The organism is Streptomyces sp. 3211.6 (genome assembly GCF_003634815.1).
In the GTDB taxonomy this organism is placed as follows: domain Bacteria; phylum Actinomycetota; class Actinomycetes; order Streptomycetales; family Streptomycetaceae; genus Streptomyces; species Streptomyces katrae_A.
In genome coordinates this window covers 3828821-3843469 of record NZ_RBXC01000001.1, presented here as the reverse complement: position 1 = coordinate 3843469, position 14649 = coordinate 3828821, and the positions used below count along the sequence as shown (strand labels likewise).

The window sequence follows — 14649 nt, the reverse complement described above, 5'->3', positions numbered from 1 at the left end:
ATGGGGCATGTCCAAGGTCAGGGGGCGTACGACGATGTACACCGCAGGCTGAGCCGTCGGACCGGTGCCCCGGAATAGACGAAGGCCCTGGCGCAATAGCGCAAGGGCCTCTTGCACAAAGATGCTACCCGAGGAAGGACCGAGGTGTCGGCTCCAGAGCCCACCATGAGCCATGCGGGCGCGCCGGTAGGCGGTCTGCTCGTGCTCGTCGACCCGGTCGCCCGCCGTCTTGACGGCGAGTCCGTGCGAATCGCGAAGGATGTGTTGTCAGCGGGGGCTGCGGCGAAAATCTGCCTCCCGGATTCGCAGGAGGAATTTGCGCGGGCGCTCGCCCGCCGGGGTCATCGGCGGCCGGTGGTGGTCGGCGACGACCGGGCGCTGGTGCGGGCCGTGGGGCTGCTGCACGGGGAGCCGGGACCCGGGGACGCCGCCGTCTCCCTCGTGCCGGTGGGGCCGGCGGGGTCGCTGGCGCTGGCGCGTTCGCTGGGGGTGCCGCTGTCGGCGGTGTTCGCGGCGCGGGCCGCGCTGGACGGGGTCCCGCGGCCGCGGGACCTGCTGGTGGACGACTGCGGCGGGGTGGTGCTGGGCGGTCTGCGGATCACCGGCCCGCCCCCGGCGCAGGCCGCGCGGCGGGCCGGGGGGTACCGGTCGTTGCTGCGGACGCTGCTGCCGGCTCCGGCGGCGGCGCCCGGGGCGGGGCGGCCGGTGCAGTCGCTGCGGGTGGAGGTGGACGGGGTGGTGCTGGTGGGCGAGGACCGGCCGGTGGAGGACGTCGCGGTACGGACCCGGGAGGACGGGGGGCCGGCCCGGGTGGTGGTCCGGGTCCGGGGCGGGGCGCCGCTGACGGGGCACGGGGAGGCGGTGACGGTGTCCGTGACGGGCCCCGCTGCGGCGTTCCACTACCGCGCCGACCACGCCCAGCCCGGCGCCCCGACCCGCCGCCGCACCTGGACCCGCCACCCGTCGGCCTGGTCCCTGACGCTGCCCCGCCCCTGAGGCCGCGCCGCCCCTGAGCCCGCGCCGCCCGAGGGCGGCCCGCCCCGGGAGCCGCCGCTCAGAACTCGACCGGCAGCTCCCGCAGGCCCCGGATGACGTAGCCCTCCTGCCACTGCGGCTCCCGGACGAGCCGCATCGGCGGGACCTTCTCGTCCAGCAGCGCGCCGAACGAGGAGACCAGCTCCAGGCGGGCCAGCGGGGCGCCCAGGCAGTAGTGGATGCCGGCGCCGAACGTCAGGTGCGGGTTGTCGGCCCGGGCGAGGTCCAGCGTGTCCGGGTCCTCGAAGCGCGCGGGGTCCCGGTTGGCGGACCCGAAGAGCAGGGCGACCTCGGCACCGCGCGGGATCACGGTGTCCCCCACCTCGATGTCGTCGAGCACCCAGCGCTCGAACATTTGTAGGGGTGTGTCGTAGCGCATGAGTTCATCCACAGCTGTGGACAACTTTTCGGGACCGGGGGATCCGGGGAGCGCGCGCAGCCCGGCGAGCTGTGCGGGATTGCGGAAAAGGGCCCACCAGCCGTTGACGGTGGTGTTGACCGTCGCCTCGTGCCCGGCGTTCAGCAGGAGGACACAGGTGGAGATCATCTCCTGCTCGCTGAGCCGGCCCCCCTCATCGTGGGCGGCGATCAGCGCGGAGATCAAATCCGGGCCGGGCCGCCGGCGCCGCTCGGCGATCAGCTCCCGCAGATAGGCGCTGAACTCCACACTGGCCGTCACCGCCCGCCGCGCGGTCTCCGCGTCCGGCCGGAGCTCGAACATCCCGCAGATGTCCGCCGACCAAGGCCGCAGCAGCCCCCGGTCCGCCTCCGGGATCCCCAGCAGCTCCGCGATCACCGCCACCGGCAGCGGCTCGGCGACGGCCGTCAGCAGGTCCCCGCCGCCCTCGGCCAGCAGCCCGGCCACCAGCTCCCGCGCCAGCCGCTCCACGGCGGGCGCGAGCCGCTCGACCGTGCGCGGGGTGAACGCCTTCGACACCAGCCGGCGCACCCGCCCGTGCGCGGGATCCTCCAGATCCAGCAGCCCGTTGCCGTTGAGCACGTGGAAGGGCTCGTGCTCCGGGGGCGGGGCCTCGCGCCCGAACTCCTCGTGGCTGAACCGGTGCAGGTAGGTCCGCCCCAGCCTGCGGTCCCGCAGCAGCGCGCTCACATCGGCGTAGTGCGACACCAGCCACTGCCCGGTCGCCTGCGACCACTCGGCCCGCCCCCGTTCCCGCAACTCCCGGTAGGCGGGGTACGGATCGGCGACGAAGCCGGCGTCCCACGGATCAAAGCCCATCCCCGCAGCCTAAGCCGGTGTCACCAGCCGTGTCTCGTAGGCGTACACCGCCGCCTGCGTACGGTCCCGCAGCCCCAGCTTCACCAGGACGCGGCTCACATGCGTCTTGATCGTGGACTCCGCGACCAGCAGCCGGTCGGCTATCTCCGCGTTGGACAGCCCCTGGGCGATCAGCACCAGCACCTCCGTCTCCCGCTCCGTCAACTCCCCCACCCCCGCCGGATCCGGGGACCGCGCGACCTCCGACAGCTTCGAGAACTCCAGGATCAGCCGCTTCGTCACCGAAGGGGCCAGCAGCGCCTCCCCGGCCGCCACCACCCGCACCCCCTCCGCCAGCTGCCGCGCGGACGCGTCCTTCAGCAGGAACCCCGAAGCCCCCGCCCGCAGCGCCTGGTACACGTACTCGTCGAGGTCGAAGGTCGTCAGGACCAGCACCTTCGCGTCCGTGTCGGCCGCCACGATGTGCCGGGTCGCCTCCAGCCCGTTCATCTCCGGCATCCGGATGTCCATCAGCACCACGTCCGGCCGCAGCGCCGCCACCTGCGCGATCGCCTGCCGACCGTCGACCGCCTCACCGACGACCTCGATGCCCTCCATCGCGTTCAGCAGGACGGAGAACCCCTCGCGGACCATCATCTGGTCGTCGACGATCAACACCCTGATCGTCATACCGGCGACTCCTCCGGCTGCGGCCGGCTGCGCACCGGAAGGAACACGGCCACCTCGTACCCGCCGCCCGCGCTCTCCCCGGCCGTCATCTCCCCCTCCAGCATGGCCACCCGCTCCCGCATCCCCGTGATCCCGTGCCCGGCGCCCGGCGAGGGCCGGACGTCCCCGACCGCCGGGCCGTTGACCACCCGTATCCCCAAGCCCCCCAGCACGTACGAGAGCTCCACCCCGGCCGACGCCCCCGGCGCGTGCCGCAGGCTGTTGCTCAGCGCCTCCTGCACGATCCGGTACGCCGACAGCTCCACGCCCTGCGGCAGTTCGCGCACCGCCCCCGTGACCGTCTTGTCCACGCTCAGCCCGGCCTCCCGCACATTGGCCAGCAGCCCGTCCAGCGCGGCGAGCGTCGGCTGCGGGGCCTGGGGGGCCTCGTAGTCCGCGGACCGGACCACACCCAGCACCCGGCGCAGCTCCGTCAGCGCCGCCACCGCGTTCTCCCGGATGGTGGCGAAGGCCGCCTCCAGCTCCGGCGGCGGGTTCTTCACCCGGTACGGGGCCGCCTCCGCCTGGATCGCCACCACCGACATGTGGTGCGCCACCACGTCATGCAGCTCGCGCGCGATGGTCGTCCGCTCCTCCAGCAGGGTCCGCCGGTCCCGCTCGACGGCCGTCACCTCCTGCTGCGCCGTCACCTCCTGCCTCGCCTCCCGCCGGGTGTTGCGCACGGTCACCGCCAGCAGCAGCACCGCCGAGGCGACCACCATCGGCGCCGGCTGCACCGAACCGGCGGAGCCCACGAGGACCGGCAGGGCCGTCCCGAACACCAGGGTGATGACCCACATCCATCCGGCCACCCGGGGCCGGGTCCGCATCGCCACGAACGCCATCACCGCGAGCTGCCCGACGAAGGTGGCCGGCGACCACGGCCAGACCATGATCCGGTCCTGGAGCACGGACAGCACCGCGGTGACGGCCAGGGCCGCCCAGAACGCGCCCACCGGCCGCACCAGGGTCATCAGCACCGGAACCGCCGCCAGCACGCCGATCACCAGGGCCTGGACCGGCGGCACCCCGTCGAAGCTGTCGGTGTTCCCCAGCAGGAACACGAAGAACGCCACCGCCGCCACCGCCGCATGCGGCAGGTAGGCGGCCTTCGGCCGTATCCGCCGCGGCAGCAGCCGGGGCAGCCGCCCGTCGGTCCGCATCGGGGCGAGCGGCCGGTAGGCGAAGGCATCGGTGAGCAGGTCGTCACGCAGGCTCTGGATCAAGCCCGAAGCCAGCCGCAGTTCGGGAGGCCGGGGGGTCGCCCCGGTGGTCGTCTCGGTCATGCCTTCACCGTAGGCCGGGGCCCGGTTCGTCCGCGTCGCCGCTGAAGGGGATTTCCCGGGGTCCCTCTCAGGTACTACACGGGCCCGTCAGTAGCCCGTCGGACGGATCAGACCCGTCTCGTACGCGAACACCGCCGCCTGCGTGCGGTCCCGCAGGCCCAGCTTCACCAGGATCCGGCCCACATGCGTCTTCACCGTCTGCTCCGCCAGCACCAGATGCTCCGCGATCTCCGCGTTGGACAGCCCCTGGGCGATCAGCGACAGCACCTCCGTCTCCCGCTCCGTCAGGTCCCGCAGCCGCGCCTTCGACGGCGCGCGCGGGGCACCCAGCCGGGAGAACTCGGTGATCAGCCGCTTGGTGATGTTCGGCGACAGCAGGGCCTCCCCGGCCGCCACCACCCGTACCGCCTCGGCCAGCTGATCGGCCGAGGCGTCCTTCAGCAGGAACCCGGAGGCACCGGCGCGCAGCGCCTCGTACACGTACTCGTCCAGGTCGAAGGTGGTCAGCACGAGGACCTTCACCGCGCAGTCCGGGACGGCGGTGATGACCGAGGTGGCCTCGATGCCACCCATCCCGGGCATGCGGATGTCCATCAGGACCACGTCCGGCCCGAGTTCGGCGGCCTTCGCCACCGCGTCCGACCCGTCGACGGCCTGGCCGACCACCTCGATGTCGGGCTGGGCGTTGAGCAGAACGGTGAAGCCCTGCCGGACCATCATCTGATCGTCGGCGATCATCACCCTGATCGGAGTGCTCATGCGTCCTTCTTCGTCTCGTGGGAGGACCGGCCCGGCGGGTCCACGGGGAGGACGGCGCTCACCTCGTACCCGCCGTCGGGGCGTGGCCCGGCGGCCAGTTCGCCCCCCAGCATGCCCGCCCGCTCCCGCATCCCGAGCAGCCCGTGCCCGGCGCCCGGCGAGGGGGGCACGGGCCGGGTCGGAGCGGAGTTCGCCACGCACAGGTGCAGGTCACGCGGCCCGTAGGCGATGCCGACCTCCACCCGGGAACCGGGGGCGTGCCGCAGGCAGTTGCTGAGCGCCTCCTGCACGATCCGGTACGCGGTCAGCTCCACGCCCGGGGTCAGGGGCCGCCGGATCCCCGCCACCTCCTGGGTGACCTCCAGCCCGGCGCCGCGCACGTTGTCCACGAGCCCGTCCAGCTCGGCGAGGGTGGGCTGCGGATGGTGCGGGCCGGCCGGATCCCCGGGCTGCTCGGACCGCAGCACGCCCAGCACCCGGCGCAGCTCCGTCAGGGCCTCCAGGGCGTTCTCGCGGATGCCCGCCAGGTTCTCCCTGAGCTCCTCGGAAGGGTTCTCCACCAGGTGCGGGGCGACCTGCGCCTGGATGGAGATCACCGACATGTGGTGGGCGACCACGTCGTGCAGCTCGCGGGCGATGCGGCTGCGCTCCTCCAGCAGGGTCCGCCGGGCCCGCTCCTCCTCGGTCAAGGTCTCTTGTGCGACGAGCTGGCTGCGGGCCAGCCGGGTGGCGCGCAGGGCGTACCCGAGGAGCCCGGCGAAGCCGAAGACGAGGAGTGCGCCGATCGCGCTGCTCTGGCTGTGCTCGGGCTTGAACGCCCCCTCGGCCACGCCGGTGGCGGCGATGGAGACCCCGATGACCGCGGCCGTGACCTTCGGTGGCACGCGCAGGGCCACGAGCAGGACCAGCGGCGCGAAGGCGAAGGGCCCGATCGGCGTCCAGGGCCAGCTCTGGCCCGGTCCGACGTGGCCGTGGATCGTGGAGGCGATGAACCCGGCCGTCACCAGCCCGAGCCACCAGGCGGCGATCGGACGGAACATCGCGGCCACGATCGAGAAGCCGGTGAACAAGGAGAGGACGACGATGCGCGGATCGTGCACGCCGTAGTGGTCCTGGAGCTGAAGGGACGTCATGAACCCGAAGAAGACGGCCGCGTACACGATGAGCCCGTGCGGCAGCCGGGCCAGCCACCGGGGCCGCTTCATGGGCGGCAGCGGGTCCCGCCGGAGGGTGAACAACTGCCCGGCCACCCCGTGCTGGGCGCGGCCGTCCCGCTCGGGGGAGGTCACCGGTGCCGGGGGTTCGCTCTGCTCGTTCACGCCGCCCAGCGTAGGCAGTGTCTTGGGGAGCAGGCCGGGCCCGGGTCGACCCGAAAGGGACCGCCTAGGCACGGAAGCCTCCCGGGGCCGCTGCCGGACGCCGGTCACGGCTGGTACGGGTGGTGTCCGCGGCGGTGTCCGCAGCGCCCGCGATACGGCCGGCCGCCCGCGGCCGGGGCCGCTCGTGGACCCGGAACGCGGCCCAGCAGACGGCCAGGACCCCGGCGAACACCGGCAGCCACAGCAGCCGGGCGGCGATCCAGCCCACCGAGACGGGCACCGTGTGCAGCCCGGGCAGATCGGTGGAGACCAGCAGTCCGAGCGCGGTGACGGCCATCATCGAGGTCTGGTGCCACAGGAACACGGTCATCGCCGACAGGTTCAGCAACGCCACCTTCGCCCAGGTCCGGGGCCGGCGCATCGCCCTGGCCAGCGGCTCGCGCACCAGCAGGGCCAGCCCGCACTGGGCCAGACCGAACGCGACGGCGGCCAGAGTCGGCGGGTTCAGGTTCGATATCGCCGCCCCGGGCACCCCCACCATCGACGCCGGATACCCGCCCCACAGGACCAGCGCGGCGGTGGCGGCCGCCCCACCGCCCAGCAGCAACAGGGCCGGACGCCGCCGGGCGAATGCCCCCCGGGCCCAGGCGGCCCCCAGGGTGTAGGGGACGAGCCAGCCGGCGGCCACGTTGACCCAGCCGGCCCACTGCGGCCCGCCGAGCCCGAACCGCCACACGTCGACCCCCGCCACCACGGCCAGCGGCCACACCGGGCTGAGCCGGGCCACCAGCGGAGTCGCGGCGGTGAGCGCGGCGAACACCAGCAGGAACCACAGCGGCGACCACGCCAGCGTGAGCAGCGTCTCCACGGTCTCCCCTCCGGCCCCGCCCAGCAGCAGTCCGCCCGCTACGACCACCCACAGGGCGACCACCGCCGCCACCGGACGGAACAGCCGCCCCAGCCGCTGCCGGACCCAGTCCCCGTACGCGACCCCGCGCGCCCGCGCCGACGCGTACCCCTGGGCCGCGACATGGCCGCCGACCAGGAAGAACACGGCCAGGGTCTGGAACACCCAGGACACCGGGGCCAGCCAGGGCATGCGCACCAGCGGGCTCGTGCCCTGCAGGGCGCCGTCGCCCGTGGTCAGGGCGGTGACCAGCCAGTGCCCGAGCACCACCCCGAGGATCGCGAAGGCCCGCAGGGCGTCCACGGCCCGGTCCCTCCCGGCCGGGGTCGCACGGTCCACCCGCTCCGCGAGCGTGGCCCACCGGTCGCGCACCTCAGACATGCGGGACCACCTCCGCGCCGAGGACGATGCGGGCCAGGCTGTCGAGGGAGGCGGTGCCGGGCTTGAGGTAGTCGCTGTGCCCGGCGGTGCCCGCCGCGAAGACCCGGGCGCCGAAGGCGGGGTCCACGGGATCGGGGCCGAACCCGACCCCGCCGACCCGGACATGCGGCACGCCCCCGATCCAGTCCTCACTGCCCCGCCCGGCCCACACCCGGGCCCGGGTCGGCAGTCCGGCCGCGGAAGCGGCCCCCGTACCCGGGCTGCCGAACAAGGCGATGTCCGTCACCCCGGGGCCGGTCTCCGTGCGGGCGCAGACCACCGAGCCGTAGGAGTGGCACAGCAGCGATATCCGGGCGCCGGCCGGGGCGAGACCCGGCAGCCGGGACAGGAACGGCCCGAGCTGGGCGGCGGCCTCGTCGGCGCGGTCGGCGGTCAGCACGGTGGTGCTGACCGTGCCCGGGGTGTCGTACCCGAGCCAGGCGATCACCGCGGAGCGCGGGTGTTCCTCCGTCAGCCGCCGCTGAAGGCTGAGCGCGCCGTCGCGGAAGCGCCGGTAGGTGTCCAGGGTCGTGTCGGAGCCGGGCACCAGCACCGCTATCCGGTCGGCGGCGCCCAGATCGCCGAAGACCTCTATGGCCCGGCCCCTGCCCCGCCCGTCGAAGGTGAGGAACCGCGCGTCCCCCTCTCCCGCCGACGCCATCTCCCGCAGCTTCGCCGCCCGCTCGACCCGCCCCGCCTCCTCGGCCATCCGGGCCGATTCGGCGAGGTTGGCGAGGTTGGCGGCATAACGGTCGCGCGGAGTGGCGGACTCGGCGAACACGGCCGGCGCCGGCGCCGGTACTCGGGGGGAAGCGGCGGCGGACACGGGGACGACCACGGCCGCGGCGACGATCCCCGCCAGCAGCGTGCGCCGCAGCCGGCCCCCACGGCCGCGGAACCGGCCGCCGCGGCCGTTGTCGCCGTCGACGCCGTCGACGCCGTTGCCGTTGCCGTTGCAGTCCTCGCTGTTCAGCCGGCTGTTCATGGCGGTGCCCCCGTACTTCGCTCCCGATCGGGCACTCGCCCGCTCCGGTACCGAAGTTAGGAATCCGGACCCCTGGCCGGCATCACACTGCGGAGCCGCCTTCAAACTGGCTCTCAGGTATGACGCGCCCTACCTGAGAGCCAGCGCCGCGGCTAGGGTCCGGGAATGATCGACATCGGCAACGACTGGCGGCAGGACCGCATCGGCAGCGCCCACCGGGGGCAGAACCCCACCGTCCTGCGCCGCCTGGAGGCAGGATTCGCGGCGATCGGGGACCGGCAGTTCCTCCCCGGCTACTCCGTCCTGCTCACCGACGACCCTGCTGTGACCCGCCTCTCCGACCTCACGCCGGCCCGCCGCACCGCCTACCTCGCCGACCTGGACCGGTTCGCCGAGGCCGTCGAGCGCGCCTGCGCCCGCCTCGACCCGGCCTTCCGCCGCGTCAACATCGAGATCCTGGGCAACACCGACCCGTACCTGCACGCCCACATCTGGCCGCGTTACGACTGGGAGCCCGCCGACCTCGTCCGGATGCCGGTCTGGCTCTACCGGGACGAGGAGTACTGGCGCGGCGACCGCCACGCCCTGGCACCCCGCCACGACGCGGTACGCACCGCCATCACGGAGGAACTGGACCGGCTCACCGGATGACGCAATCCGCCCGGACCCCCCTCCAGTCCTAGTCCCGGTCATACGTGAGAGGGGCGCTGTCCGACCCGTCCAGCTCGAGGCGCCGGACCCCGCCCCCTCAGCCGCCGGGTTCCGACGCCAGCGTGGCCAGGGCCTGGGACAGGCGTTCCAGTGCCGCCGCCGTCTCCGCGAAGGCCGCCTCGCCCAGGAGGGCCGCCAGCCGGGCCGCCAGTTCCGCGTGGCCCGGCCCGATGCGGGCGATCGCCGCGCGCCCCTCCTCCGTCGGACGGAGCAGTTTGGCCCGGCGGTGCGCGGGGTTCGGCACGTACTCGGCGAGCCCCCTGGCGGACAGCAGGTCCGCCACGCGCTGCACGCTCTGCCGGGTGATCCCCATCTTCCGGGCGATCCCGGCGACGGGCAGCGGCTCCGTCAGTACCGCGCCCAGCACCTGCCACCACGCGGCCGTCAGCCCCGCCGGCCGGGCCAGTTCCTCGGAGACGGCGAGGAACTGGCCGTTCAGCTGGAAGACGCCGAGCGCGGTCCGGCTGAGCAGGTCCTGCCGCTCCCGCCCGGACAGGGGCTCCGCGGGATCCCGCGGCACCGGCTCAGGCATCGCCGGCTTCCGCCGCCGCCATCAGGACCGGGAAGGCGCCGGCGTCGGAGTCGTGGAAGAGCCGGTACCAGGCGTCCAGTACGTCCGGCTTGTACACCCCCAGCCGGGCGAACACCTCCCGGGCGAAGGCCACCGGTTCCGTCGGCCCCGCCGTGATCAGGTCGCCCGCGGTGACCGCGTCGGCCTCCACGTACCGGGCGGCGCCCCCGTACCCCGGCTGCGCGGCGAGGTAGGCGGCGGCCCCGCTGGTGTGCGGGCGGTCGTCCAGCAGGCCTTCCCGGGCGAGGCCCGCCGTGGCCCCGCAGATCGCCGCGACCGGTACCCCGGCCGCAAGGAACTCGCGGGCCTTGGCCGCGAACGGGGCCAGTTCGTCGCCGGTGTCCCACAGCCGCGCGCCCGTCAGGATCAGCAGCGAGGAGTCCTCGGGGCGCAGGTCGGCCAGGGAGAGGTCGGGCTGGACGCGCAGGCCGCCCATGCTGGTGACCGGCACCCCGGCCGCCGGGCCGACCGTGCGGATCCGGTGGCCGCGCTGCGTGAGGTGCGCGGTGGTGTGGCCGGTCTCCCAGTCCGCGTACGTGTCGTAGACCGCGAGGTGCACGGGCCGCGTGGTCGCGGGGGCCGCCGCAGTGACCGGGGCCGCCGCAGCGACGGGGGTGGCCGCGGCAGCGACCGGGTGGGCCGCGGCGACGGGGGCGGCCGCGGCGACGGGGGCGGCCGCGGCGACGGGGGTGGCCGCAGCGATCGGGGTGTTCATGGGACGCCTCCGGGATACGAGCGGACGGAGCGCGGGAGGGACACCACCACGCTCCCCTCATGACAGCATGCTGTCAATACTGCTCCGGGCCGACAGACTGCCGAGGGCGGCCCCCCACCCCCATACAGTCCGCCGATATCCCTTCCCACCTGCGCACTTCTAGCGTGACGCCATGACCCCTCATGTCACCGGCGCGACCGTCAAGGCCGCCGACCGCGCTCACGTCTTCCACTCGTGGTCCGCCCAGGCCCTGATCGACCCGCTGGCCGTCGCCGGGGCCGAGGGCTCCTACTTCTGGGACTACGACGGGAACCGCTTCCTCGACTTCGCCTCCCAGCTGGTCAACACCAACATCGGCCACCAGCACCCCAAGGTGGTCGCGGCCGTGCAGGAGCAGGCCGCCAAGCTGTGCACCCTGGCGCCCGGGTTCGCCGTGGACGTCCGCTCCGAGGCCGCGCGCCTGATCGCGGAGCGCACCCCCGGCGACCTCGACAAGATCTTCTTCACCAACGGCGGCGCCGAGGCCGTGGAGAACGCCGTCCGGATGGCCCGGCTGCACACCGGCCGCCAGAAGGTGCTGTCCACCTACCGCTCGTACCACGGTGCCACCGCCGCCGCGATCAACCTCACCGGCGACCCGCGCCGCTGGCCCTCCGACACCGCCTCCGCCGGTGTCGTGCACTTCTGGGGCCCCTTCCTCTACCGCTCGCCCTTCCACGCCACCACCGAGGCCGAGGAGTGCGAGCGCGCCCTCGCCCACCTCGCCGACACCCTCGCCTTCGAGGGCCCGCAGTCCGTCGCCGCGATCATCCTGGAGTCGGTGCCCGGCACCGCCGGCATCATGACCCCGCCGCCCGGCTACCTGGCCGGCGTCCGCGAGCTCTGCGACCGCTACGGCATCGTCTTCATCCTGGACGAGGTCATGTCCGGCTTCGGCCGCACCGGCAAGTGGTTCGCCGCCGACCACTGGGACGTCACCCCCGACCTGATCACCTTCGCCAAGGGCGTGAACAGCGGATACGTGCCGCTCGGCGGCGTCGCCATCTCCGGTGCCATCGCCGAGACCTTCGCCACCCGCCCCTACCCGGGCGGACTGACCTACTCCGGCCACCCCCTGGCCTGCGCCGCCGCCGTCGCCACGATCAACACGATGGCGCAAGAGGGCATCGTCGAGAACGCCGCCCGCGTCGGCGCCGAGGTCATCGGCCCCGGGCTCGCCGAGATCGCCGAGCGCCACCCGTCCGTCGGCGAGGTCCGCGGGCTCGGCACCTTCTGGGCGGTGGAGCTCGTACGGGACAAGGAGACGCGCGAGCCGCTCGTCCCGTACAACGCCGCCGGCGCCGACAACGCTCCCATGGCCGAGTTCGCGGCGGCCTGCAAGGCGTCCGGACTGTGGCCGTTCGTCAACATGAACCGGACGCACGTCGTCCCCCCGTGCAACGTCACGGACGCCGAGGCCAAGGAGGGCCTGGCGCTCCTGGACGCGGCCCTCACCGTCGCCGACCGCCACACCACGGGGGCCTGATCGTCCGCATAGCGGTCGGTATCTCCGGATAACGGCGGGGAACCGATCGGTTTCGGCCGCGCTGTCTGGCCTAAGGTGTCCGAAGTTCTACCGAGGAGACGGGCCCCTATGTCAGGCAGCGGCGGAGGTGTCACCCGCAGCACCCTGCGACAGCAGATCGCGGACGCGCTGCGTGACGAGGTGCTCGCGGGCCGTCTGCCCCCGGGCACCGAGTTCACGGTCAAGCAGATCGCCGAGCAGTACGAGGTCTCCGCGACCCCGGTCCGCGAGGCGCTCGTCGACCTCTCCGCACAGGGGCTGCTGGAATCGGTGCAGCACCGGGGCTTCCGGGTCCGCGTCTACTCCGTGGACGACTACCGGGGCATGATCGAGGCCCGGATGCTGATACTGGACGGGATCTTCCGCCGGCTCGTCGAGTGCGGGACCGCGCCCGGTTCGGCCGAGCGGCTGGTGTCCGTGCGCCGCCGCGCGGAGGAGGCGCGGCGGGCCGCGCGCAGCGGTTCGCTCGAAGTGCTGATCGGCTACGACCTGCGGTTCTGGCGGGAGCTCAGCGGGCTGGTCGGCAACACGTACATCACCGAGTTCCTGCACCGGATCCGCGTGCAGTGCTGGGTCTTCTCCGTGCCGCACCTCCAGGAGGCCCCGGAGCTGGGGACCGCCCTGTGGGACGGGCACGGCGAGCTGGTCGACGCGGTGACGCTGGCCGACGCCGAGGAGGTGCGCCGCATCGTGCGCGCCTACAACCAGCACGGGCTGGACTGGGCCGCCACCCTCTGAGGCGCGGGCCCGGCGTCAGCCCGTCGCGCCAGGTTCTGCGCACCCCTTCGCGGAGCGTGTCCGGCGCATTACGCTGACCGGATCGGCGGCAACGACTGATCGGAGCCCGCGTGGCCTGTGACCTGTGGCTGGTCCCCCTTGTCGACGTGCTGTGCCACAGCCCCGACAATCCCTTCGCGGAGGAGATCGCCGCGTACGACAAGGCGCTGGGCGAGGCGGGTCTGCCGTCGGTGCCCGTGTTCGCCTACATGCCGGGCCTGAGCGGGGACGTGGCCCCGGTGGCCGGTTTCGACTACGACGCCCTGCACTTCCTGCGGCGGGCGTACCTGCTGCAGGTCTGCGGACTGCCGGTGACACCGGTGGACGAGCTGGGCGGGGACTACGAGCAGCTGCTGGAGATGTTCGAGCCCACCGCGCAGCAGTCGCACCTGGTGTGGCACTACGACCACGCCGGGGCCTACGTCCCGGTGGACTTCCCCGCGCCGCTGGCCAACGAGGAGCTGCTGGCCGGGGGCGGTCCGCTGGGGTCGGCGCAGGGGCTGCTGCGGGAGCTGGCCTTCGTCGCCCCCGCGATCGGGATAGACCCCGTGAATCCCCCCGCCGCGCCGGCGCCGCCGGGCAGACCGACGGCGCTGGAGGAGCCGGCGGGGCCGATCCCGTACGATGCGAGCCCCTTCGCGCGGGAGCGGCACGTCTGGCTGGGCCTGCACGCGGCGGCCACCCGGAGTCTGGGCCAGGGCTCCATGATCATCTTTAGCTGAGGGGGCCCGCCCCGCTCAGCGGGGCTGCTCCGGGGGCCGCTGGCGCGGCATGTTCGGGCGGGTGCCCGGGGGGAGGGGGAAGCGGGCCGGGGGGAGCCCCGGGTCCGGGCGGGCCGGGGCGGCGGCCAGGGACTGCATGGCCAGCGGCGTCGGCCCCGCCCGGAACTCCACCATCCAGTCGGCCGTCTCGGAGCGCACCAGTTCCGTGACGTCCTCCGAGAACCGTCGCAGCACCGTCAGACAGCGCTCGGCGGCCTCGCTCGCCGTCCCCTCCGTCGGCCCCAGCACCTCGCGCACGTTCTCCGAGGCCCAGTCGAACTGGAGCGTCTGGAGCCTGCGCTGCACCGCCTGGGCGGTCGCCACGTCGCGCATCCACCCCGACGTCAGCCCGAAGAACCGGTCGCAGGCCAGGCAGGCCGCGGCCAGCAGCAGCGAGAGGTAGCCGTACGGGGCCACCCCGGGAGCCGAGCCGGTCAGCTCCAGCAGCGGCATCGCCGCCCCCGTGACGGCGCCCACGGCCGCGCCCGCCCGCAGGGTCCGCGCGCCCCGCCGCTTCCAGGCCCGGTCCGACAGGTACCACTCGGCGGTGCGCAGGGCGTCGGCCTCCACCCGCCGGTAGAGCTCGTCGAGCCGCTCGGCGGGCTCGCCCCAGTCGCCGAGGGGGAACGGCCGGCCGGTCAGGTCGCCGTCCTCTGCGGGATCCCGGGGTGGCCCCTCGGGCTGCATCTCCGGCTGACTCACCCGGGCACTCCCTCTGCCTGCACTGACGTGTCGTGGTGCGCGTGTGCGCAATGGTGCGCATGCTCTTCCTACCTTCGAATGACACGCGATGGACAACGAATCCCCGGTTTTCCGCCCGCAAGGAGGGCTCCCTCAGGGACGCGCACGCCCCCTCTCTCACCCGAAAGAGTTGGTCCTCCCGGCGTAGGGCGC

At 73.8% G+C, this 14649-nt stretch carries 15 protein-coding genes; 5 read left to right on the top strand and 10 right to left on the bottom strand.

Annotated elements, in window-relative coordinates; translation table 11 throughout:
- The first annotated feature begins 165 nt into the window (after positions 1 to 165).
- Entirely contained in the window at positions 166 to 996 is an 831-nt protein-coding gene (locus tag BX286_RS17605; RefSeq protein ID WP_079428266.1) for a diacylglycerol kinase, read from the top strand.
- 58 nt (positions 997 to 1054) lie between these two features.
- Here the strand turns inward: BX286_RS17605 and BX286_RS17600 are convergent, their stop codons facing one another.
- The 7 genes from BX286_RS17600 to BX286_RS17570 all read right to left on the bottom strand — a co-directional run bounded on the left by BX286_RS17600 (position 1055) and on the right by BX286_RS17570 (position 8656).
- On the bottom strand, positions 1055 to 2272 hold the full coding sequence (locus tag BX286_RS17600; protein WP_121015448.1) for a cytochrome P450: 1218 nt from the start codon (positions 2270 to 2272) through the stop codon (positions 1055 to 1057).
- A gap of 9 nt (positions 2273 to 2281) precedes the next feature.
- Positions 2282 to 2941 (bottom strand): response regulator transcription factor, encoded by a 660-nt coding sequence (locus BX286_RS17595; RefSeq protein WP_100863394.1) that lies wholly within the window; start codon positions 2939 to 2941, stop codon positions 2282 to 2284.
- Positions 2938 to 4266, bottom strand: coding sequence for a histidine kinase (locus BX286_RS17590; protein ID WP_121015446.1), 1329 nt, complete (start codon positions 4264 to 4266; stop codon positions 2938 to 2940). Before BX286_RS17590 ends, BX286_RS17595 begins: the two co-directional genes overlap by 4 nt.
- An 87-nt stretch (positions 4267 to 4353) precedes the next feature.
- Complete coding sequence (locus BX286_RS17585) at positions 4354 to 5025, bottom strand: response regulator transcription factor (RefSeq protein ID WP_079428258.1); 672 nt, start codon at positions 5023 to 5025, stop codon at positions 4354 to 4356.
- Positions 5022 to 6344 carry a sensor histidine kinase gene (locus tag BX286_RS17580; protein WP_261993453.1) on the bottom strand — a complete coding sequence of 441 codons (1323 nt, stop codon included), beginning with the start codon at positions 6342 to 6344 and terminating at the stop codon, positions 5022 to 5024. The genes BX286_RS17585 and BX286_RS17580 overlap by 4 nt, the downstream gene beginning before the upstream one ends.
- A 64-nt stretch (positions 6345 to 6408) precedes the next feature.
- Positions 6409 to 7632 carry an acyltransferase gene (locus BX286_RS17575; RefSeq protein WP_121015444.1) on the bottom strand — a complete coding sequence of 408 codons (1224 nt, stop codon included), beginning with the start codon at positions 7630 to 7632 and terminating at the stop codon, positions 6409 to 6411.
- The gene (locus tag BX286_RS17570) at positions 7625 to 8656 is read right to left on the bottom strand and encodes an alpha/beta hydrolase (protein ID WP_121015442.1); all 1032 of its coding nucleotides are present in this window, start codon (positions 8654 to 8656) and stop codon (positions 7625 to 7627) included. The genes BX286_RS17575 and BX286_RS17570 overlap by 8 nt, the downstream gene beginning before the upstream one ends.
- Positions 8657 to 8830: 174 nt before the next feature.
- Here BX286_RS17570 and BX286_RS17565 point away from each other — a divergent pair, with 174 nt between their 5' ends.
- On the top strand, positions 8831 to 9307 hold the full coding sequence (locus tag BX286_RS17565) for an HIT family protein (protein ID WP_079431803.1): 477 nt from the start codon (positions 8831 to 8833) through the stop codon (positions 9305 to 9307).
- A 97-nt stretch (positions 9308 to 9404) separates the two neighbouring features.
- On the opposite strand, the gene BX286_RS17560 is transcribed toward BX286_RS17565, so the two are convergent.
- Together BX286_RS17560 and BX286_RS17555 are read right to left on the bottom strand one after the other, a co-directional pair.
- Entirely contained in the window at positions 9405 to 9899 is a 495-nt protein-coding gene (locus BX286_RS17560; RefSeq protein WP_121015440.1) for a MarR family winged helix-turn-helix transcriptional regulator, read from the bottom strand.
- Positions 9892 to 10653, bottom strand: coding sequence for a DJ-1/PfpI family protein (locus BX286_RS17555; RefSeq protein WP_261993452.1), 762 nt, complete (start codon positions 10651 to 10653; stop codon positions 9892 to 9894). The genes BX286_RS17560 and BX286_RS17555 overlap by 8 nt, the downstream gene beginning before the upstream one ends.
- A 172-nt stretch (positions 10654 to 10825) precedes the next feature.
- Between BX286_RS17555 and BX286_RS17550 the strand changes: the two genes are divergently transcribed.
- From BX286_RS17550 to BX286_RS17540, 3 genes are all read left to right on the top strand, one after another.
- Positions 10826 to 12178: an aspartate aminotransferase family protein gene (locus BX286_RS17550; protein ID WP_100863399.1), complete on the top strand. Its 1353-nt coding sequence runs from the start codon at positions 10826 to 10828 to the stop codon at positions 12176 to 12178.
- A gap of 108 nt (positions 12179 to 12286) precedes the next feature.
- A complete protein-coding gene (locus BX286_RS17545; RefSeq protein WP_079428248.1) occupies positions 12287 to 12955 on the top strand; it encodes a GntR family transcriptional regulator in 669 nt (222 codons plus the stop codon).
- A gap of 110 nt (positions 12956 to 13065) precedes the next feature.
- Positions 13066 to 13716, top strand: coding sequence for a hypothetical protein (locus tag BX286_RS17540; protein WP_121015438.1), 651 nt, complete (start codon positions 13066 to 13068; stop codon positions 13714 to 13716).
- Positions 13717 to 13731: 15 nt separating this feature from the next.
- On the opposite strand, the gene BX286_RS17535 is transcribed toward BX286_RS17540, so the two are convergent.
- The gene (locus tag BX286_RS17535) at positions 13732 to 14457 is read right to left on the bottom strand and encodes an SLATT domain-containing protein (protein WP_185117294.1); all 726 of its coding nucleotides are present in this window, start codon (positions 14455 to 14457) and stop codon (positions 13732 to 13734) included.
- Positions 14458 to 14649 lie beyond the last annotated feature (192 nt).

Excerpts from the sequence above, each read along its gene's own strand:
- BX286_RS17605 (WP_079428266.1), top strand. The coding sequence starts at position 166 with ATGAGCCATGCGGGCGCGCCGGTAGGCGGTCTGCTCGTGCTCGTCGAC.
- BX286_RS17600 (WP_121015448.1), bottom strand. The coding sequence starts at position 2,272 with ATGGGCTTTGATCCGTGGGACGCCGGCTTCGTCGCCGATCCGTACCCC.
- BX286_RS17595 (WP_100863394.1), bottom strand. The coding sequence starts at position 2,941 with ATGACGATCAGGGTGTTGATCGTCGACGACCAGATGATGGTCCGCGAG.
- BX286_RS17590 (WP_121015446.1), bottom strand. The coding sequence starts at position 4,266 with ATGACCGAGACGACCACCGGGGCGACCCCCCGGCCTCCCGAACTGCGG.
- BX286_RS17585 (WP_079428258.1), bottom strand. The coding sequence starts at position 5,025 with ATGAGCACTCCGATCAGGGTGATGATCGCCGACGATCAGATGATGGTC.
- BX286_RS17575 (WP_121015444.1), bottom strand. The coding sequence starts at position 7,632 with ATGTCTGAGGTGCGCGACCGGTGGGCCACGCTCGCGGAGCGGGTGGAC.
- BX286_RS17570 (WP_121015442.1), bottom strand. The coding sequence starts at position 8,656 with ATGAACAGCCGGCTGAACAGCGAGGACTGCAACGGCAACGGCAACGGC.
- BX286_RS17560 (WP_121015440.1), bottom strand. The coding sequence starts at position 9,899 with ATGCCTGAGCCGGTGCCGCGGGATCCCGCGGAGCCCCTGTCCGGGCGG.
- BX286_RS17555 (WP_261993452.1), bottom strand. The coding sequence starts at position 10,653 with ATGAACACCCCGATCGCTGCGGCCACCCCCGTCGCCGCGGCCGCCCCC.
- BX286_RS17550 (WP_100863399.1), top strand. The coding sequence starts at position 10,826 with ATGACCCCTCATGTCACCGGCGCGACCGTCAAGGCCGCCGACCGCGCT.
- BX286_RS17545 (WP_079428248.1), top strand. The coding sequence starts at position 12,287 with ATGTCAGGCAGCGGCGGAGGTGTCACCCGCAGCACCCTGCGACAGCAG.